Raw genomic sequence first — 21474 nt, forward strand, 5'->3', positions numbered from 1 at the left:
GGCCTCTCCCTTAGCTAGTGATAGTCAACGATATCGTGAATCGTTACTTCGTCTTTGTTCTCGGTAAAGATGACGCGATCTTTCCCTCGTCCTTTGCCGCTTCCGGTCAGGTCAATAGCGCTTTTTCCCGCGTACTCTCCCTTCAGTTGGTGTTGATTTTTTCCCGGCGTGCCTCGAGATAGCATGTCCTTAATTTTCTCGTACGCGGTTGCCATCTGGCCTCTCAAGGAATTTGCCTTCTTTTCGGCAATCGGATCCTCGACGATCGTTCTCGCGGGTGACTGTCCTATGCATTTACAGTTATGTACTAGAACCTTGTGGTCGCCAGCAAAGTATGTGTGGAAATCAGCGACGGTGAAGTTGTACGTTTCTGCTGCTTGCTGCGGAATGGTTACCCGCTCTAGACGGAGCTCGTGCGTGTCGATGCCCGTGAACGCCATGCCAACTTCCAACGCTTCGACATTCACCCATCCATGACCGTTCACCCAGTATGGGTGGTCGCCCGTCGCCTGCATATGCGAGATATGGCCGTTGATGTCACGAATTGCCAGATCGTATAAGGCCTTTGGCTTGGTGTTGATCAGCTGCGTCACCGGCTTGAGCGCTGTCTCTCCCGTTTCCGGATCCCGCGCATAGACCAACTGCCCCACTTGGATCTGTTCGATCGGAACCGGGCCCGTCTCCGTCCAAACCGGCGTACCCGCCGGAAAGCAACAACACGCCGCACCAGCCAGCGCGCGGGCTACGCCCCCTTCCGCACCGCGGGCAGCTCCCTGGGCCATTCCACGTACCGCACCATAGGCGCGTGCCGATGGGAGAAGGGTGGACAAGATCTCGAAAGCGGCCGCGCCACTAACCTCCTTGTCGCTGATCTCGGTCTCCTGGAATCCGTAGCCCGCCAGGAACTGCATGGCAGAAATGGGGTTCATCAGGGAGGTCGTTGTGCCGGTGAGATTGTAGGCGGCACGTGTTGCGCCAGTGACTGTGTCACCCCATGTACCTTCCACACCGCGTTCGCCCATCTCCGTCGTGTACGGGAACATCATGTGCGACGCCTTTCCAGCTAACGTTCGCTCTGGTGTCTTGGAGTTCACGCCGCCCTTGTCGGCGATTGGGGTCGACGGCTTGGTCGTAGATTGGCGTTCGGCGCCATTTGACTGCATGCTGCCGCTGCCAGCGGCAGCGCTGACAGCGCTCATCTGATTGGCGTTGCCCAGCACTACTTTTTCGCTACCAATGGCATAGGTGACGGTAATGGTCTTCCCATTCTTCTCAACCGTGCAGCTGCCCGCGCCGCCCTGATCGATACTCACTTCGCCGCAGGACTGGTAGCCACTCGGATCGTGCCCGGCCAGCGGATTGTTCATGATGTAGCTGTAGGGATTGAGCGACTGCGAGTGCATGGCCGCCTGAATCACTGGGTCCACCGCCAAGAATCGTCCCAGGTTGTAGTCATACACACGCCCGCCCATATGGATCAGTGCAACGTCGTCGGCGTGTTCATGCTTGGTGAAGCCGTGGATGGTGTTGGGCAGATTGAGTGTTCCGCCGCGGTCGGTGAAGTCGGCGTTGCGGGCCTTGCCGAAGGCGTCGTAGGCGCGGCGATGGTTGTTGCTGGCGTCGATGCTGGCGATAGTGGAACCGAGGCGGTCGCGCAGGGCAACGGCAACGGTTTCGGTGGCGCCAGTCTTGGTAACAATGACGGGGCCGAGTTCGTGGATGTGCGTGGTGCCCATGCGCTCGTAGCCCGCGTCGCCGAAGTAGCGTGCCCCGCGGCTGGTGACGCTGTAGGTGCGCTCGCCGAGGGGGCTGTAGGCCCAGCTATCGGTGCCGCTGGGTGAACTGACCTCGGCGGGGCCTTCGAAGCCGTACTTGAAGATCACGTCCGGATTGGCACTGGTTCGGCTGATGGTCTTCGGACGGTTCTCCGCATCCACCAGCACGGTGAGATTCGTGCCACGGATGACGTTGCCGTTGGCGTCGCAGAAGTACTGCTGCGTGCCACCACCGGACAGGGCGACGCTGGAAGCACCGTGTGGTCCGCAACCGTTCTGGTTGTAGGTGTAAGCGGTGTCGCTGTCGGCGCTGAAGTCGGTCTTCTTGCGGATATTGCCGCTGGCAGAATAGGCATACTTCACCGGCAGGCCGTTGGCGGTGGCTTTGGTCAGTCGCTGCAGCTTGTCGTATTCATACAGCTCGGTGGCAACACTTGCGCCTTGCGGGGTACGGCCCTGGCTGGCGAGATTGCCGAAGCTGTCATAGGTGTAGCTGACCTTGTCGACGGCCGTCGCCCCCTGCTTCCAGGTTATGGTCTTGGATTGGCCGGTACTACCGTAGTCCTCGTGAGTGCCGGTGAGCACGAGCGAAGGGCTCGCCGTGACCATCTCCCCGGTAATGTGACCCCAGGAATTGGCCGCGGTCGCCTTCCAATAAGGCGTAGTGGCACCGACCTTCTTCAGCGTTTCGCGATGGCCGATCGGGTTATACGTCGTTTCAACAGCCAATCCGCTGGGATAGGTGTAGACACTGGGGCGGCTAAAGTCGTCGTACGTCGTGCTGTGCGTCAGCGTGACCGCCGCGCCTTCGGTAATGGTGGTCGTGGCGCCATTGGGACGCCCGAACGCGTCATAGGCATGGATAGTCTTCCAGACCACCGGATTGGCGCCTGGATTGTTCCGGTTGCTGCCGCGGCGACGGGTGACTTCGTGGACCATGCCGATGGCATTGGCCGGGTCGTACGTGTAGTCGTCCTGGAAAACGTCATTGCTGAGCCCCTGCGGTAGCGACGCCGGAGGGACGATGCGGCTCTGTTTGACACGGCCCAATGCGTCGCGCTGCGTTACAGTGTTGACGGCGCCGCGGGCGTCCGTCTGGCTCAGGAGCTCGCCGAAGGCGTTCATGCGAACTTGCCAGGTGCCTTGATCGGCGTCGGACATGCCGACCCGCCGGCCGAGGGCATCGTAGGTCGATGTGCTGACGATCAGCTCCGGATCCTGGATCGCCACGACCTTGCCGTTGGCATCGCTCCAGAACTTCGTGATGCCGCCGTTAGCGTCCTTGGTGTGGAGTATCTGGCCGCGGCTGTCGACCGTGCGTGTCATGTCCATGCACAGATTGGATGCTGTGGCAGGACAGTTGGATCCGACGTCTAGGCTGACGCTTGCTGCGTGCACCACGATGCGAGTCGTGCGGCTGGAATAGAAATACTCCGTGACGACATTGCCGTGTGTCGGATCCAGTTCGGCCCCTGGACCCACCTTGGTCGTGGGGCGACCAAGGCGGTCGTACATGGTCAGCGTTTCGTAGGGGACGCCACCGTCCATGTAGGGCGTACTCTGCGCCGATACCTTACCCATGTCGTCATAGGCCGTATGCGTCTGGATCAGCGTGCCACTGAATCCGCGCTGCGCTTGCTTGATGACCCGGCCCAGACGGTCGTGCCACGTGATCATCGTCGGGTAGCCGGGATGTACGGTCGTTACACGCCATGCCGCCGTAGTGGCGTTGGTGTTGTTACCGATGATGGCGCCGGTGCAGGTCGCGCCGTTACACGGCTGGATCGACGTATCGATCGCCGAGCCGATCAGCTGGCCCGTGCTGCTGCGGTGCTCAACATGCGTGGCGCGGCCGAAGGCGTCATACGTGGAATGCAGGACGTTGCCGTTGGCATCCGTCGCGGCGATCGGTTGGCCGTCCGCCGGGTTAACGGTTGTGGTAACCGTGCGATTGTTTGCGTTCGTGATTGAGTACGGAAAATAGCCGTCCGGCTCGGCCACCGTTCCACCCTTGGTGTAAGTGAATGTCGTGGTTCGGGTCGGGCTTTGTGCCGCTTCCAGGCCGACGGCCGTCATGGTCAACTGCGCCGGCGATCCGTAGTTGGTCAACGCCGTCGGCAGTTCGTCCGGATAGGTGAACTCGGTTTTCGCCGCTTGATCCGCTACGCCACTTTGTATCGTTTGCGTTTTCGGCAGGCGCGTTGTCGGACGCCACGTGTATTCGGTCTTGACTGAGTGCGATGGCGCCGATGCGCCGGCGGGCATCGGATGCGTTCCGGTGTAGGTGATGGACCCGGTGACGGTTTCTGACTTGATACGATCGACCCACCAGTTAGCGATGTCGGCGGATTCGAGCTCAACGTGCGTGGCAGTCGTCTGCTCTTGAACAAAAGCGCTGGGACCTTCGTCCTTGAGCGTTACCACGTGGTCAATCAGATTGCCGTAGACACTGGTGTCGGAACCATCGTCCCACCCGGATCGGGTTGCGCCGGCGGCTGCGTAATCGGTGGTGTTGGTGCTGATTTTCGTTCCCGCCTCGTAGGCTTCGTCGATCTGCCTGTCGACGAACGGCCGGTAGACCGTCGTGCCGGTCGGTACCGCCAGAGCGTCGCCCAGCGTGCAGGCGCCACGGTTGCTGCGGGTACAGGCCCAGGTCGTACTGGATTTGCCCAGGAGCGTGCCGGTTGGCGTCGTTGTCCGCACCGATTCGATACGGCCCGTCAGCGGAAACTTCTGATGGAAGATGGTTTCCGTTCGCGACTGGAGGTTGGTCCGATCAGCGGCATTGCCGGAGATGACCTTGCGGAATCCTTGGAATCCGCGGCCGCCGTTGTTGTACATCGCTTCGGAATAGGCGTAGACCGCGCTGCGGTGGGCGTCGATGCTGCCCGCCGCAAACGGCATCCCTTCCCGGCCCTGCAGGAAAGCGCTGACGACTGGCATGGAACTGCGAAAGTAGAAGTGCCGTTTATCGACGTAACCATGGGTCGACGGCAACGAATACAGCGGCGGAAAATCGTCCGATTCTCTCGTTGTCGAGAGCGGCAGGTAGAGCCACTGGGCGTGATCGCCAACGCCGTTGACGACCTTGGCGAGCAGCTCTGGAAGAATCACACCCGGCTCCGCTGAGGGCGCGCGCGCGCCGGGACCTGTGGGTGTCGTGGCGTTGCCGGTACCGGATTTCACGCCGAGATTGTGGTTAACGTACGGTACGAAGTGGTCCTTGAAGTAGCTTGTCGCCACCGTGCCGCTTTCGGTTTGTACCGTCGCAGGGCCCCAGTTGCCGTCACCGACGACCTTGCATCCGTCGTAGTTGCCGGCGTTGATCGTGCGCTTGACGCCCGAGCAGCCCATGCCGGTGACGAGGTCAGCCATCCCGTCGCCGTGCAAGTCTTCCGAGCGCGATACCCGATTGATCGAGGTCAGCTGTGACACGAGGTTGGTCGTAACCAGCCTGACCGCAACCGAGCTCGCACCTGTCTGCACGAACTTGAGCTGATCCATGTGGTAGGTGCTGGGATCAAAATCCGACAGATTGGGCTTGGCAGCGCTGGCGCCTAGCCCATACATGTCATAAACGGGAAACCCTTCCCATTCTGCGGGATAGATCGAGTTCGTTGCCGCTGGCGGCATCGTCAATCCGGAGCCGGGATCCGGTGGGCACGCATAGACGGCGCAGCGCTGGTTTAGTGCCGCCTCGTCAATCTGCAATCCGCGGCAGCCATCGGGCGACGCGGGGACATCGGCCACGATGCACATCTTCACCGCAAACTTTCGCTGGTGGGAGACGACGAGCAGGTCCGACTTGCCGTCGCTGTCCACATCCATGACGGGCGTGCGGTTGGCGTAGCGGAAAGTCAGTCCGTTACCTTGCAATTCCAGGCCAATGTTGGAGCCGGTATCGATGGCGCTCGCCAGGACTCCCCTTTGTTGAAGCGAACGACCCAGTTCTTCGTGCGACGCGCAAACACCAGGTCGTCCAATCCGTCCGCGTTCACATCCAGCCAGCGCGTGAGGTAACCACGGCTCCACTGGCATTCGTCGGTCATCTCGTCGTTGCTGCTGACGAGCCCGAGTTGCGTGCACGATTTGGTCGTTGCGCTGATCACGCTACCCGATCCCTGCGTCATTGCGATGCCATGAAAGGCGTGCTGGAGCGAACCTGCTGACCCTGTCTCGCGCTGGAGGAACAGGTCGGGAAGGCCGTTGCCATCGAAGTCGGCAACGTGGGTGACGGAATCGCGGGTGATCACACCGTTGGCAAGACTGTCGGTCAGGCAGACCAGCGGCGCGGCAGGCACCGCGAACGTCGCTTGCGTCGTCAGTGCGCCGGACGGCGTGTTATTAGTGAAGACGAAAAAACCCTTGCCACCACCGGAGCAGGTCGGCGCCGCCTTGGTGATGCCGATGTCAACGCGACCGTCACCGTTGTAGTCGGCGGCGAAAGAGCTGCTCTGGTTGTAGATTTCCGCGATGTTGCTCGGTACCGTCCTGAGCGCGTTCGTGGTCGCAATAGCCCCGCGGGGGAGATTCCACACGCGAAATACGACCTTTCCCCCCTCGTTGTCGATGATCTCGGAACGGCCGTCGTTATCTATGTCGGTGAAACCTTCGCCCAGCTTGCCGGTGAGCTCCACCGCGGTGCGTGTAACGCGGTCGTCCTTGAGCTGCACGAGATAGTTGCGCGTGCTCGTGCCGCTCTGCACGTCCGCCACCACTTCGCGCGTGCCGTCGCCATCCAGGTCGCCGATCGGGCGCATGTTGTAGGGCGACCGTTCGATGCCCGCAGCAAGGAGCTGGCTGGTGTCGATATTCCACGCCGCCAGCGAGCGGATCCGAAAATCCATATTGCCTTCGGTCATTGTGAACGTGGTCGCCGGATGGCAGACGGTGCCGGCGCATTCCTGCCACTGTGTCAGCAGCAGGCGACCGGAATAGGCGGACGCCTTGTAGCTCGGCGTGTAGGTCCGGATCGCCGTCGCCCCCACCTTCGTGGTGATCGATTGAATCACTCGGGTCTGCAGCGACAGCCCTTTGGCCTGGTAGCTCGAACCGATTTCCGGATTGATTCCTCCGCTGGCCTGTGAGCGCATCTGCCATTGAAAGACAACGGACCGATCGCCTTCGGTGGCGTCGAATCCCGTGTAGGTGACGCTTGCCAGCAGCACTTCGCCGTTGCCGACATCGGAGTAGGCGTAACTCTGGAAATTGCCGACGCGGTCCTGCGTGCGGGCGACCATCCACGTGAGGGGCGCAGGTGCGCCGGACGGGGTGACGCTGGCGCCGGTGTTCGTGCAGGTATTGGCGCTGACCTTGCCGCCCAAATGCAGGATGCGGCCGGATTTATCCTCGACGGTAAAACAACTGGCGCCGCTGGCAATCGAACCAAACTGCGTGATCCGGGCGAAACTGTCGACTTCCGTCCGATATTCGGCGCCGGTTTGGCCATACGTTCCGGCGACGGCTACAAGACGCTGACCATCCAGGCACAGTTTGTCGTTCGCGTCGAACTGCACGCCGCGCGTCTGGCCATCTTGTTCCGGCGTGTGGCCGCAGCGCGAGATCGCGCTCAATCCGGATAGCGACCAACCCAGACCCGCCACGCCCTCACCGGTACGGCTGCTGTAGCTCATCGACAGCGCTGGCTGCATGCCCAGACGGCCCGGTGGCACGACGATCGGGAACGTATACGCCGCCGCGCCGCCTTCTGTACGGGCCTCACCTGTCAGCGAGCCGACCGTCGCGTAATGCGTCCCCAGATCTTCCGTGGCCTCGTAGAACGGACTCATTCCGCCATTGGGAACGAAGACGTCAGGTCCGCTGGTGTCGACAGTAAAGGAGGTGACTTGCACGCTGGCCAGAACTGGCACAGCGAATCCGAACAAGGCGAGCCCCAGGGATCGCCAATGGCTGGGTTGCATGGGTTGTTCTTCCGTGTTGGTACGGTACGACGAAGGAGTTAGTTCTGCGAGGTCGCAGAGACGATCGAGGGATATGTCGGGCGGTGGGGCCCGCCGTCCGCAAAGCAATTCGTTGTTGCGTCAAACCTAGTGCCGATGGCGCAGCAGCGCTCGCCGGCAAATTTCAGCCAGTTCATGGAACCCTCGTAGATCAAGACTGCGGCGGCCGGCAGTTCACATTGAGCTGGGCGGCGATGGTCTGGTTCAACACTGGTCCCTGATTCCGGTGTCGAGCGTCAAGCATACACTCCATACTGCCAATTAATGATTGGATCACACATGTGTATCGCCGTGTGAGATTGCATAACGCGCCCGCCCGCAATGCGTGGAATAGCGCGTAAGGCGTGTCTGGAGAGGGGGAGATAGCCGTCGAGGAGCGGCAAACGGTAGCGAATGTTCTGCGTCGAAAACATCGGAAACGTGCCAGGGTTGAGAATACTCTGATTCCGTATCCGAGCAGTTCTGCCGCCAGACGCTGCACGTGCTGGAACAGAACCCGCAGATCGTACCGCCCAGCCTGGACGAGCCAGAGCTGCGCGCCGATCTCGTCGCCATCGACACCTTGCGCACTATCCTGGTCCGTTTGAGCCGGCTGGCTGAACGCGCCGACGACAGCGATTACGCCCTGGGCAGTGACGTATGTCCGCGGCGCTGGAAGGCTACGGCCTGCTGAAAGTCGTGGGTCGCAACCAGGGCCTGGATACCCTGCGCAAAGACCTCTCCGCCCGCTTCCGCAAATCCGGCCGGGTTGCCGAAGAGACCGAAACCACCGCCTGAGCCCTGCCCCGCGCCGCCCGCCGCTCCAGGCGCGGCGGCGCAACCGCCACCGGATACCAGGGAAGCGTCATTCGTGCTGCGAAAAGTCTCAAGCGTGAGCCTCAAGCGGTTTACGCGCGCTGCTTTTCGGGTCAACGCTGAGGCGATGCGGTTTCGTCGTTGAGCAAAAAAGCATCAACGCCGACGGAATGGCGGCAATGGAATCGTGGATTAGCGACAGCGGCGGCGCTTCGGGGGTGTCGCGTGCAGCAAATAGCAGCGTGCGTTAAGCGGAAAGTGTCGTCGATTCGGTGCGGGTGCTTCCGGCTTGAGTCGGAGTGCTGCGTTGATGAGGCTTTTCAGGGGGCGTCTGGGGCTTCCAGGGATGGTGATGGCGCTCGGAGGTTTAGATGGCGGCAGATTTGTGTCGGTGGTGATGCAGCGCCCTTGACGCTCGGCACAGATTGCCGGACTACCGCAGCCTCCCACTACACCCTCCACCCGAATCGCCCCGTGTCCGAACCTTTCCACACCTGAACCGCCCTGCAGCATCACCACGGCGCAAGCCGGCACCTACTACGTACTGCTTGTCACCGACCGCCCCAATGGAGCCATTCCGGGATCGCCGTAATGGAGCCAGGTGCTGATCGGGTTAATGGAGCCACGGGAAGATCGGGCTAATGGAGCCAGCCCAGGATCGCCGTAATGGAGCCACCCGCGGATCGGGTTAAAGGCGCCAGTGGAGGCCCTACCGGGGCTCTCGAACATCCATTCACCGCTAGCCTTCCGGCCTTTTGTCGGGGAGGCAGCGATGAGCAACCGGAGGTTCGAGATGTATGTGTACCGACAGGTCCTGGTGCGCTTGCGCCAGGGCGACTCCGATCGCGATGTCGCGCGGCTTAGGACGCCGGGCAGCCTAGATCAATACCAAGGGGATTCAAGAGAAACACCTGAATCTTCCAACCGGCGCCTCACGGCGGTGCTGCGCTGAGCTTGATAACCTAGCTAGACGAGATAAAGCCGTCAACCGATCAGACGGAACTCTCCCTTCCTCATAGGGAAAATGACGGATCCAAGGCTCGTGCTTTGGCATACAAATTACAGGCTCCCCGCGAGCTGAAGCTCTGCGGTGTTATGTAACCCCAGGTGAACCCGAAGAGTTCACCTGGGTTGAATTTCGCGGTGAGGTTGCACCTACTCTTCGTAGCTCAGAACCGGCTTTGTTAGCGCTTCCGCATATAGCTGAAGGTTTTCGCGCAGTTCTTCGATGGTAAGCCCACTCGGAAATGTCGGATCTGCCGAGGTACTGACAATTCGCCCACTTTCGTCATAGTACACTTCATAGATCGCCAGAACGTCATCGCGGGTCATTACCCGCCATTCCCAACTGCTCATGTGCCCTCAATTCTTGTGATAGTCGGTCTCTACTATTGGGCGGGCTCAGTAATGGCACGTGGAACTTGCGCGTCAATGACAACGGGCCCGGCGACACCGGTACGTTGGAAAGTTGGTCGGTTACGCTAGTGCATGGTTGTACTCGCTACTCGCGATCGCGGGAAATTGCTTGATTACATCTCGATGCGCCGCAATTTTGTAAGCCTCACTGTCATGGCATTGGCCACAGCTTAGCGGCCACATTCGCTAGCTCACGCGATCTTTTCTCAACCTGGTCAAAGCGAAAATTCTGCATCGTCGCTAGCGATGCGTTCATCTTGATGCCGGACTTCTTATATGCCGTCCGCTTGCGATGGAACGGGTTGTTCGAAGCGCTAATGTTCAGGTCACCAGCAAACAAGGTCAGGTTACCGATCCTGCCGACATAGCTTGCGTGGCGAACTTCAGCCTTCGGTCCAAGGTACGTTAGCCAGTCGCCGCTTTCCTCTTTCGCCCGCTTTGACTTGATCTTCTGCGGAATGATGTGCTCCACATGTACGGCGTCTGGACCTAGCAGGTCGAGCTCTTCGTGCTCTCCGTGCAGATTCAGCTCAATTCGCTCAAGGCAATATCTTGCACGATCCATGAGGTTGGGGTTATAGCTCGTAGAAGCAAACTCAGCCTCGAACTTCTCGTCACTGGGGCACGCTTCGCGGTACTTCAAGCGAGTTTCCTCGACAGGCTTCTGCGGATCGACGGTGCACAGCGACCCGAACAGCCAATCGTTCTCGTTCGATCGCTCCCGACAAACCTGGCGCCGCAACATGAGGGACTCTGTAAGTCGAAGGATCTCCAGAAAGTCCTTGTCGTTGCAGCCTCCCACACGCAAGTGCATGAGAAACCCGTATGTCTGATAGGCCCGAATCATGCGAAGACTTCGTAGCGCACGGTCCACCTTGATACTTCCTGTTCCGGCCAGTACAAGCTCCGCGTAGACTTTGGAGGACATGACCAGCTGACCGAGAAAGGCGGCGAAACTCACTTTGGAAGGATTTTGATCGAACTCTTTCGGAGTTGTCGTTACAACGCTTGCGCCCTGCCCGCCTTCCACCACTTGCTCCTCCTCCGAGGAGTCATCGTCCACGAATTGGTGTCGATCCGGAAGCTTCGCGGCTTCGTCGACTTCCGTCATGAAGAGTTCTTTGAAGCTATTGACGACGTGCGAGGCAGTTACGCGCCGTTTCTGCCTCGCCACCAAGTAGTAGCGCAGAAACGTATCGCTGTTAACCCCATCCAAGTACGCGACCAGCTCTGACCACCTCCGGCGTGCCGCTTCAAGATCGGCCTTTCCGAATCGCGCAGCGTTCCCCAGCAAGAAGTTCTTGACTATGTCCGTTGAACTCAGCTTTAGGCCACGGTTGTTGATGACCTCAAAAAGCTTGAATGCATCTTTTGCTTCCGCGACGTCGAGCCGGATGATTACAGCCTGGTTTTGTAGGCGATACGCAAATCGGCGAACCTCTCCGATGTCTGCATCAGCGACCCATTCACGCACCAGGCGAAAAGCCGTGGCCAGGTTGTCGTTCCTAAAGTCACGGTCCAGCTCATTTGCTGCGAGGCTGCGAAATTCATCCGCGTCGAGTGACTCGAGCAGCAGCTTTGGTGCGCTATTCCCGTCGACGCTTCGCGAAGAAAGGAGCCGATCCAGTTCATGAGCGGACGGATCCCCTTCGCGCTTCATCCGCTCTCGGATGCACTCCATCACGATCAGCAAGGTTGTGATGCGCTGCTGGCCGTCAACCAGTTCCAACTGGTTGATGCCAGCTTGGTGAAAGCCTGTAAGGCAGACGATACTTCCAAGAAGGTGCGTATCGCCCTCCTCAATGAGGTTGATATCGTCGTACAAGTCACCGATTTGTGGCTCACGCCACGAATAGCGTCTTTGATAGGGGGTATCACATACTGTTCGTTTGCCGTGCCGAGAAGATTGGCAACCGAAAGCTTGGTAGGCGTGATCTGCACGATTGGATCTCCCTATTGCACCACCGACCACGTCAGGGACATGGGTTGACCGGCACAATGCGTTCTTGATGAGGCTAGCGTAGCTGGCCGTACGGAAACGGTGGATCGATGAAGCCATGCGTCGATCCCCTGTAGGTCGTCTCATTGCGAACAACCCGCCGTGCTGTGCGGCGGTCGGTTTAGTATTAAACTGGAAAGGTGGCAATGCAAGGCGGTTTGTAGTTTGTTGCAAGCATGCGTGTTGCAGAACTAGAACCTGCCGGGTCGCGAGCAAGCTTCCAGAACCACGCAAACTCCGCTCCGCTGTCGTCAGATCGGGGGAGTTCGGTGCCGCGCCCCAGGGTAACCAACAATCGGCTCCGCAGCCTAAGCGACGACGATCGGTCAGCAATCTTCCCGCTTTACCTAAGGGTTTGGCCGATTCTTGGTTGTCCTGGAGTCGCGATGACGGCTACAGCGCTCGCCGCCTCGCGTAGTCCCAGCGTGATCTTGCGGTAGCCGTACACCGTGCAGCTGGCCAGCACGATCCGCAACAACACGCTGGCAACGTCGGTCAACGCGTCACTCCGGAATCTGCTTTTCCAAAATATCCCGTGAACTGACGGTTCGCGAGGAACAGGAGCAATACGAGAAGTACGGTTAGCGCAACCGGCGACGTAGCTGGCAAGCTCGGAATAACTTGCTCGAACACTACTGTGCCGCTGTTGTTCGCCGTGTCGTTCGGGTCAGGCTCAACGTAGTAGTCTGGAAGCGAGAACGAGAAAGGAAGCCGGATGGGAGCATTCCGCGACAGCGTCAACGTGAAGGCACACCGTGTCGTCTGCCCAACGGCAAGCGGGCGATCCGGAAGAAGCGCTGCGTACCAGACAATGTTGTAGTGGGGTCCGGGCAGTCCATCAGACACCTGAAGCACCACGCCCGCACAGTCTACGGAAGTGGCTCCGAATTCAAACTCATTCGTAAAGTCCGAGCTTGTAATCGCGAGGCCGTTCAGCGTTTGGGGGCCGAGATTTGTCGCCAGAACCTCAAACCGGATCTGGTCCCCCGAATTCAGTCCGGTGGTGGGCGACGCCGAAAAGGCGACCGCAACATTGGATGGCAACGGCTCGGTTTGGGACAACGCGGCGCCGCTGGTGCTTACTAGCAGCGCCAGAGTGACCCAGACAGTTTTTACCGACCTACGGGGAACCATCCGCGAGTATCCGTCCGAGGCTCGCCCTGCGCAGTAACCGGAGCGTGCTCAGCGATTATTGTCGCATTCTAACGCCTACCCGGCGACTTCTTCCGCGACTTCTTCGATTCGGTGCGCCGCAACGGGTCGCTCGTGGATGCGAGGTGATCGCATAACGCCACTTCGCCAGCTCACGCGATATCAGTGTCACGTTTACAGTCCACCTTGAGTTTCTGTAGAGCTTTTAGCGTGGCCGGCGATAGCTTCTTCGTGTCTTCTGTCGGGATGTAGTGCAGCGGAAAGAAGAAGTGAGAAACGCTAAACGGTAGTCCACCCGGCTCACAGGAGCATCGTCGACTGCCGTTGAATCCTTAAAATCCGGAGTTGCTTGCTGGGTTGGCCAGGCATCTCCAAGGTCGCCAGCTCACCCTGCGAGAGACCAAGAAGCGCCTGGGCCAGAGGCGTGCGCTCGTTAACGATGCCCATCTTCGCGTTGCTTTCGCTGTCCACGATGTGGACATTGCGGCGCTCGCTGGGATCGTCCATCAGGCAGTAGGTCACCAGGTCCCCGACCTCGACGAATAGGTCTTCAGCATCTCCCGAGAGGCCCGAGAGATTATCCGCAATCTCCTCCGCTTCATCTGCGCCGTGGACGGCCTCCGGTCCGCTCTGGTCTGGCACTTCCTTCCAGTCGTCCTCCTGCGGCGCCTCTGAGCTCAGGCGGCGCCTCTCATCCAAGAAGCTTCGAAGTCGCTCGATCTCGGCCCTTGGGTTGTAGAACCAATCGGTTGACCAGATTCGGTAGATGCGCCCTTTCCATCCGAGAGACTCGATGATCTCTTGTCGAATGCGATCGCGATCCCGAACCGAAGACTTGCTGTGATAGGTCGCGCCGTCACACTCAATGCCAGCAAGGAATTCTCCGGGTCGGTCTGGATTGCGAACCGCCATGTCGATGAAGAATCCCGCGACGCCTAGCTGGGGCTTGACCTCATAGCCCATTGAAGCGACCACCGTGGCGACCGATATCTCGAAGTCACTGTCAGGATCTCGCGGTCCGCTGTAGTCAGCGGACCCCAGTACCCCGCGCCTCGCGAAGTCCAGATAGTCCCTCAGCGCCTTGGTGCCCAAGGGAGACTTCTCGTCGATGACGATGTCTTCCGGCACCATCGAGGTGAACAGTTCCACTCGTCGCTTCGAGCGCGTGAACAGCACATTGAGACGGCGCCAGCCATCCGGTCGGCTGATAGGGCCGAAGTTCTGTCTAACACTTGCAGTGCCTTCTGCCTTGCCGAAAGTCGTGGATATGAAGATGACGTCGCGCTCGTCGCCCTGAACATTCTCAAGGTTCTTGATGAAGAACGGCCAGCCTTCCGACTCCCACAGTTCAATGAACTCTGCGCACTCCTTGAACGTGCGAAGCTTCTTCTCGAGCAACTCTTCGATCAGCTCCCTCTGCGTCTGATTGAGCGTGACAACGCCGAGCGATTCGTCTTGACGTTTGAGCATGTGTTCGACGATCGAATCTACAACACGCTGCGCTTCAGGCACATTCTGCCGGTCCTTGTACACGCCGTCCCGAACATACCTGTACTTCACTCCGAGCCTGGAATGCTTCGCGTACGGAGACGGAAACACGATCAGATTCTTGTAGAAGTGGTGGTTAGAGAACGCGATGAGCGACTCGTGATGGGACCGATAGTGCCAACGCAGGCTTCGCACAGGTGTAAAAAGCTGCTGGCATATGTCCAGGATGCTTTCCATCCCCGTAATCGCGGCAGGCGCCTCGTCCTCGTCTTCCTCGTCTCCCGAATCGAGCATCCGGTCGAAGAAGCTCGTCGGTGGCAACTGCTTCGGGTCGCCAACGACAACCAATTGTTTTCCTCGAGCAATGGCACCGACCGCTTCCTCCGGGCGAAGCTGCGATGCCTCATCCATCACGACCAGATCAAACTCGAGGGCGCCCATCTCGAGATATTGAGCAACGGAAAGGGGTCCCATCATGAAGCATGGCTTTAGCTCTTGCAGCGCACGACCTGCGCGCTTCACGAGTTGACGTATGGGGATATGTCGGCGTTGCTTATTGATCTCACGGTGCAGAAGCGCCATGTCCGTGTACTCGCCTACCGTCGCCCCCCTGTGCCCTTCGGGCACCTTCGCACGCTTGGCGATCTGACTCGCGAAGCTCTTGCCCGTGATCGCAATGATCTCCGCGTCGAGAGCACGAAAGTCGTTCCGAGTCTTCTCATGAGCCAACCCATTGAAGCGCGAGAGCTCGGGGAACGACTGGTGGATAGCTCGCCCGATCGATTGATACGTAGCAAACTCGAACGCGGACGCAAGCATTACAGATGGCACTGCGCCGCTTTCAAGCGCTACTACGAACGCACTGAGACCTTCCTCTTCCGCGAGTTGTCGCGACGACAAGTACTTCGCCCACTCCAGGACCGATATCGGCGACCGCGTGACGGCCTCCAATCGAGCTCTGATCTCCGACGGACGATCTCTATCGGCAATCGTCCGGGCCTGCTGCTGCCATTGGACCCAAGAGAACGATCCGAACTGACCGAGCATTTCGACCGACTCCCGCGCAAGCTGGCATCCGCGATGGACGTTACCGTATAGGCGCCTCGATTCATCGAGGGCCAGGCTCGCATCGCTCGCGAGCAACCGCCGGCGAACAGCGGCCGGGAGCCGCGCTGCAGATACGGACGCACCCCACGCATGCGTCTCGAATAGGCTTTGAAGGTCGGTATTGGCACCGTCGAATTTGTCACCAAGCATTCGTCGCACGTGTTCGGACTCGGAGAGCCTCCTGAGTGTTGCTGCGGCCTCCGACTCCTCCTCAAGCGCAATAAGGAAGTCCGCAACCGACACGCCAACGCGACAGTACGGGACCACGCTCTCAAGCGCGCTCCTCGCCGCAGACGCTGTCTCGATCGCGCCATCTGCCAGCTCGGTCCACGTTTCGAATTTGTTCCGAGCTGGGACGCTGGAAATGTGTTCCCACAATTCATCGAGCTCGCGCTTCGCCTCAGCGAAGGCGATAGCGCGACCCAACGACGCGCTCCCGTCGCAAAAGGCGAGAGCCTGCGATGCCATTCGCGCCACGGCTGCCGCATTCGCGCTGATTTCGCCAAGGGCCTCTGTCCAGTCTCGAAACCTCGGCCGTGTGAGCGGTCCGAGCACATCGCCGCCAGCCGCCATGAGCGCGTCGCGCCCTCTCATAAGGAGAGTCACATCAGACGAAGCAGTAGTGAGTTCAGCCCTCACTTGCAATAGTCGCGCAATGTCCGTTGGACGCAGCGATGCATCGGCGCGCGCTTTGAAGAACGCTGCTATCTCACTGATCTCGCTTGCCGTCTTCAAGAGGTTGGCTAGCGTAGTCTCCAGGTCGTCTAAGCTGTGCCCCTCGAGATCTGAGACGCCTGTCCCGAGCATCGCGTGGACGCGGGAGTCCAAACCGCAAAGCATTACCACGTCTGACTGGACGGAGTCCGCCTTCACCGCCAGCTCGGCGAGCCTTTCCTCAGCGATCATGGTGAGATTGAATCTATCCACGAGACCCGGATGGCCGAGCAAAGCATCGCGGCTCGCTCGGTACCACTGGTCCAGACAAGCGATGTCGTCCGCAATGGTGTTGAATCCGCGGAAGAGCCCGCCAAAAGCGTCCTTGAACTCTTGGCTCGCCTCGAACGCGGATCTGCGTTCCATCCATGTGGCGAGCTTGGCCAGCTCCTCAGCGCGCTGGATTCGCGTGGACTTGCGTTTCTGTCTGCAGATTGATGCGTAGAGCCTGTTCGCCGCACGCCTCTCGTGGTCAAGGAATGAGAATAGTCCTCCATCCCTCCGAAGGGCACTCACTGCCGCTTTCACCGCCTTGGCGTTGGGTAGCGCGTCAAGGTGGAACAACGCCTGCAGCGCGTCTCCATCAGCTTTGTCTTCCGCAATCGCTGATCGGACGCGCGCAATGAGGACACCTATGCGAGCATGCCCGTAGCCATGGCGGCGGAACTCAAGAAGTTCCCGAGGGGCCGATCGAGCGATCGACGCCACGGCCGCGATCTCCGCGACCGAAGTGGCGCTCCGGTCAAGGCCTATGCGTTGCGCAGCTGCCGTGCACCGCGCCAGCGCACGCCCACACTCCGAGGCCTGGTGAGACACATCATTCGCGATTCTTTCGAGTTCGGCGACAGACCTGTTGGCCAGAGGGTGCGCGGCGAGACGAAACGCCTCCGAAATTACCGGTTCGTCGACGACCACGCCAGAGCTCAATCCGCGGATGCCGTTGGCATCTGCGAACATGGCGACGGCGTCTGCCGATGCATCGAACGGAATGCCGCCGCGCTCCGCAATCCTTTTCAGGATTGCAAGGGACTGATCAAGCGTTCGCACAACCTCAAGAACGCGCGCTGCCCCGTCTGCGAGGGTGAATACTGGGCTTGCATGCAACTCGGCGAAGAGCCTCTCGCGCACTCCCGCGAGAAACTCATTCAGCTGGGCCTTTCCGATCGATCCGTACGGGGCTCTGGCCTCCGAAGCGCAAATCGCAAGCTGCTCGGCCGCTCGCCCTAGTTCGGAGACTTTTCCAAGGGAATCTCCGATTTCTGTCGAGAGGAACACGGTAGTCAATCGACACTCAACGATTCGTCGTCTCACCGTCTCGGCATCGTCGGCGCGCAGCCTCACCCCTTCGGCCAATCGGCCTGCTGCCGAATGAAGTAACCTTCTGGCGGCGGAAACCCCTGCTTTGATATCGACAAGGAGCCTCGAACTGCGAACACCCTTTGGATCGGTGTCGGGCTCGAACATTCTCGGGAAAAGCGACGGGTCCGCGCGCTGGGGAAGCAGGGGGAGCTCCATCAGCACCGCAAGCACCTCGGAGGCCGCGGCGGCGTCTGGTTGATCCTTGAATCCAAAATATGAAACCGCGGCCTCGGCCGCCGAATCTGCTGATAGCGCGTGCTCAAGAGCGACTTGAAGGGCTCGACTGACGGTCTCGTCGTCGGAGGGGGCAATTGCCTGTGGTCGGAAACCCCACCATGGGTGATTCGATCCAAATCCCCCGACCAGGTCGTGAAGTTCGGCGACGGTGACGAGCTTGGCGCGACGAGATTCCAGGTCGTCATGCGTCCACTTCGACGCAGTGGGAAAACCGATAGCGGTGACCGCCGCCACCCGATCCGCAAGCTCCTGCCGCCGTCGCTCCGCGGCCCAGAAGACCTCATTGATCGTGAGTCCAAGCGCGTTACCTACTCGACTGCCCATCAACGCAGCATAGCGTGCGAGCTCTGCCTTCTGTCGGGCGAGAATGGCTAGCTTTGGCTCGGCATGAGCCGGCGCGCGAAAGTGTGCCTCGATGCGCGCCTGAATGTCCTCCAGGAACTTCTTTTTCTGGGTTTTGTGAGAGTGTAGTTCGAGGCAGAAATGGCCCAGTCCGGCACCATTGAGACGGTGACGCACAACTTCGAGAGCCGCCAGCTTTTCTGACACAAAAAGCACCTTCCAGCCCTTTGCCAGGCCTGCGGCGATGATGTTTGTAATGGTCTGCGACTTTCCGGTCCCCGGGGGACCGTTCACGACGATGCTCTTGCCTGAAAGGACGTCGATAATCGCGCTGTGCTGGGATGTGTCGGCGGTGTAGATGAGCGCCTGATGCGCCTCCGGCCTCTCATCGATCGGGTATTCCTCGGCGTAGAGCTTCCCTTCGGTACCACCGCTACCAATCCCAGAAAACACGGACTTGACCAGATCGTGACGGAGGAGCGGGGCGTTCTTTCGAGTATCCAGGTCTGCCCAGATCGCAAGCTTTCCAAATGAAAGCATCCCGAGCGAAACCTGCCGACGCACCCTCCAGCGACGCTTCGTCGCGACCGCACGCTCGATCCGGGAGAAGTAGCTTTCCGGCTCTTCCTCATCGGAAAGCTCTGGCAGAGACAAGGTGAAATCCCGTCTCAACTTCTCCCGAAGCGTGTGATTCTCGGCCAAGTCTTCGCCATTATGCTGTACGGAGTAACGATACGTTCGGCTGTCCCGGTCCACCTCGCCGCGCGTTAGGGTCACGGGGAGCGCAAGGAGCGGCGCAAGCATCGGACGCTCGGAGTCGTCGCTATCGAAAAGCTCAAGGAAGCCGAACAACAGGAACAACATGTTCGTGCCCGTCTCCTCGATCGCCGTCTTCGCCTCACTGGCAATCTTTCGCAACTGGCGCTCGAGTTCCGCGGGATAGAAGAGTGTCTGCACACCATCGAGTCGCTGACGGCGGGTACTTGGCACTGCCTGGCGTGCCTCGACGGATTGAGAGATCCCAATCTTGGAAGCTGTCAAGCGCGCGTCCGGTCGCCTGCCCTCGTAGGAATCCGGTGATGGTTCGGGGACATACTTGAACGGAACCGCTTTTCCTTCGAGGAACAGCCGTTGAAAGATCAGATCGACGTCCGGCTCATCGACGAGTTGGACGCTCCGACCTTTCGGGTGGCGATAGTTCAGCAGACTGTTTCGTGCCGAGAGATCGAGTAGCCGCGTGCGAAGACGCTCGATAGCGTCTGCGACCGAAACCTTGCCCGAAAAAATGTCGACGACCTCGGCGCCCGGGTCGTCGCCAGACGTCTTCCGCTCTCGTTCCGCCACAAGCACCCCCTTGCCTTCGCACCTTCATCGACACAACGCTGGGCGCTCATGCCCCCAGATGCGGCTGTCTCTTCGCAGTCACCATCGCGACCAAGGTAGTCTGCCGGACTCACGGCGAAGTTTGGAGTGGTGCGGTGGGGCTTCCAGCGAACGGCTCGAGAGCTCGATGGCCGCCGACGGGCGGTGCCGTCAAGGTGCTTGTGACGGGTTCCCAGCTCGAAGGGCGTCCAAGTGGTCTGCGCCCATATCTGCACGAGCTCCCGCGATACTCACGATCGAACCGAGCGTGGACCGCGGTCTGACAGCACAGCTTCCAAGCCGGATTTTCGCGCAACGGATTCACCGCCCCAACGGGCTCATTTAGCCACTTGATCACCGCCCTGCCTTCCCGAAACCAGTGTCTGTTGATCTGCGCGACTGTGGTATCGCACACACGGTACTTCCAAAAACCATGAAAACAAGAACGGGGATGGGCTAGCCAGTACGGTGTCAATCTGACTGACCAATCCGGCGACTGCAATTCCATCCCACACCGTATCCCCATTCTGCACATTTCCCCTCACAGATCTAGCTCAATTCCACTTTCCCGAAATAGAAATCCCACACGCGTCAATTCCTTGACACACCCCAAAATCCCCACCCCCGCCCGGCACCGACGAGCAAAGGATCCTCGTCACCCCACAGTGCCGATAGGCGGGACTTTGCAGACCGGCGTCGGTGTCCATCCCTCCCGATGCCGCCTGCCCGATGAGGAGTGTTGTGTATGAGTCAGAATCTGTTGTCCATTTCCTTTACCCCTGAGCAGCTGGCCGCCGTGGAGACCCATCTGCAGGGTCTGGAGGTGGCGCTGGCCGGGTTGATTTCGTTGAATCCGGACGATCGCCGGACGCTGCGTCGCATGGGCGCGAAGTCGGAGCAGTTTTGCCGGCAGACCTTGAATGTGCTGGAGCAGAATCCGCAGATCGTTCCGCCGAGTTTGAGCGTGGCGGAGTTGCGGGCGGATCTGGCGGCGATTGATGCGCTGCGGCCGTTTCTGACGCGTCTGAGCCGGTTGGCGGAGCGCGCGGACGATACGGAAGTCGCGCTGGGGAGCGATGTGATGAGTGCGGCGCTGGAGGGGTACGGCCTGTTGAAGGTGGTCGGTCGTAACCAGGGTCTGGATACGCTGCGGAAGGATCTGGCGGTGCGGTTCCGTAAGTCCGCCCGCTCGACGGAGGACGCCGAGGCTTCGGCCTAGGCCCTGCTGCGCCGCCGCCCTGCCCCCGGGCGGCGGCGCTTCTCGCTTCTGGTGAGACTTTTTTCAATTCCTTTTCAGGAAATTCCTGCGTTCGAGCAGCGCGCCGCTGCTCCCTTCCAGCAAATAGTGGCGGCGTTGATGCGCGCCACCTGCATCGTTGAGCAAGAAAGCGTCAGACGCGACACTTTCCGCGGCGTCTTTTCCTGTCCGAACCTTCAGCGTTGCAGCTCGGAGCGATTCGCGATCAGGAATTAGCTGTATGCGCCCAGCGCGTGGGCTCTACGTTGCAGGTGCCGACGCATTCGCTTCCGTCGCCAAGCTGATGCGGAATCGCATTTACCGGCAACCGTGGCGCTTGCGGCCTCGCGCCTGCCGCGTCGTGCGTAAACGGTGATGGTCCTGCGCTTTGCGAGATCAGCCGGAAGCGCGTCCCAATCCCGACGTAAATAGTAACGCGCCCGGCCCTTTGGACATGGCCTAGAGAATTTGGCCGTTCGAGTCTGGGCCTCATGCCAGCACGCAGGTGTTCCGGCGCACGTTTGCCCCCTT

Annotated in this window: 10 protein-coding genes; 4 read left to right on the top strand and 6 right to left on the bottom strand. The window is 59.9% G+C overall.

What is annotated here, in order from left to right; genetic code table 11:
- Nucleotides 1–14: 14 nt before the first annotated feature.
- Both N4264_RS15460 and N4264_RS15465 read right to left on the bottom strand, forming a co-directional pair.
- Nucleotides 15–5651 carry a polymorphic toxin-type HINT domain-containing protein gene (locus N4264_RS15460; protein ID WP_261693133.1) on the bottom strand — a complete coding sequence of 1879 codons (5637 nt, stop codon included), beginning with the start codon at nt 5649–5651 and terminating at the stop codon, nt 15–17.
- On the bottom strand, nt 5633–7696 hold the full coding sequence (locus N4264_RS15465) for a SpvB/TcaC N-terminal domain-containing protein (RefSeq protein WP_261693134.1): 2064 nt from the start codon (nt 7694–7696) through the stop codon (nt 5633–5635). Before N4264_RS15465 ends, N4264_RS15460 begins: the two co-directional genes overlap by 19 nt.
- A 520-nt stretch (nt 7697–8216) precedes the next feature.
- Here N4264_RS15465 and N4264_RS15470 point away from each other — a divergent pair.
- Nucleotides 8217–8408: a hypothetical protein gene (locus N4264_RS15470; protein ID WP_261693135.1), complete on the top strand. Its 192-nt coding sequence runs from the start codon at nt 8217–8219 to the stop codon at nt 8406–8408.
- The gene (locus N4264_RS15475) at nt 8375–8512 is read left to right on the top strand and encodes a hypothetical protein (RefSeq protein ID WP_261693136.1); all 138 of its coding nucleotides are present in this window, start codon (nt 8375–8377) and stop codon (nt 8510–8512) included. Before N4264_RS15470 ends, N4264_RS15475 begins: the two co-directional genes overlap by 34 nt.
- Before the next feature lie 1173 nt (nt 8513–9685).
- Here the strand turns inward: N4264_RS15475 and N4264_RS15480 are convergent.
- Complete coding sequence (locus tag N4264_RS15480; protein ID WP_261693137.1) at nt 9686–9886, bottom strand: hypothetical protein; 201 nt, start codon at nt 9884–9886, stop codon at nt 9686–9688.
- 35 nt (nt 9887–9921) lie between these two features.
- Here N4264_RS15480 and N4264_RS25860 point away from each other — a divergent pair, with 35 nt between their 5' ends.
- Entirely contained in the window at nt 9922–10059 is a 138-nt protein-coding gene (locus N4264_RS25860; RefSeq protein ID WP_425508279.1) for a proprotein convertase P-domain-containing protein, read from the top strand.
- 38 nt (nt 10060–10097) lie between these two features.
- On the opposite strand, the gene N4264_RS15485 is transcribed toward N4264_RS25860, so the two are convergent.
- The 3 genes from N4264_RS15485 to N4264_RS15495 form a co-directional block, all read right to left on the bottom strand.
- Nucleotides 10098–12005: a DUF262 domain-containing protein gene (locus N4264_RS15485; RefSeq protein WP_261693138.1), complete on the bottom strand. Its 1908-nt coding sequence runs from the start codon at nt 12003–12005 to the stop codon at nt 10098–10100.
- Nucleotides 12006–12440: 435 nt separating this feature from the next.
- Nucleotides 12441–13007 (bottom strand): hypothetical protein, encoded by a 567-nt coding sequence (locus tag N4264_RS15490; RefSeq protein WP_261693139.1) that lies wholly within the window; start codon nt 13005–13007, stop codon nt 12441–12443.
- Between the two features lie 390 nt (nt 13008–13397).
- Nucleotides 13398–19688 carry a DUF4011 domain-containing protein gene (locus N4264_RS15495; protein WP_261693140.1) on the bottom strand — a complete coding sequence of 2097 codons (6291 nt, stop codon included), beginning with the start codon at nt 19686–19688 and terminating at the stop codon, nt 13398–13400.
- Nucleotides 19689–20451: 763 nt separating this feature from the next.
- Between N4264_RS15495 and N4264_RS15500 the strand changes: the two genes are divergently transcribed.
- Entirely contained in the window at nt 20452–20925 is a 474-nt protein-coding gene (locus tag N4264_RS15500) for a hypothetical protein (RefSeq protein ID WP_261693141.1), read from the top strand.
- Nucleotides 20926–21474 lie beyond the last annotated feature (549 nt).

This window comes from Tahibacter amnicola, assembly GCF_025398735.1.
GTDB classification, from domain to species: Bacteria; Pseudomonadota; Gammaproteobacteria; order Xanthomonadales; family Rhodanobacteraceae; genus Tahibacter; species Tahibacter amnicola.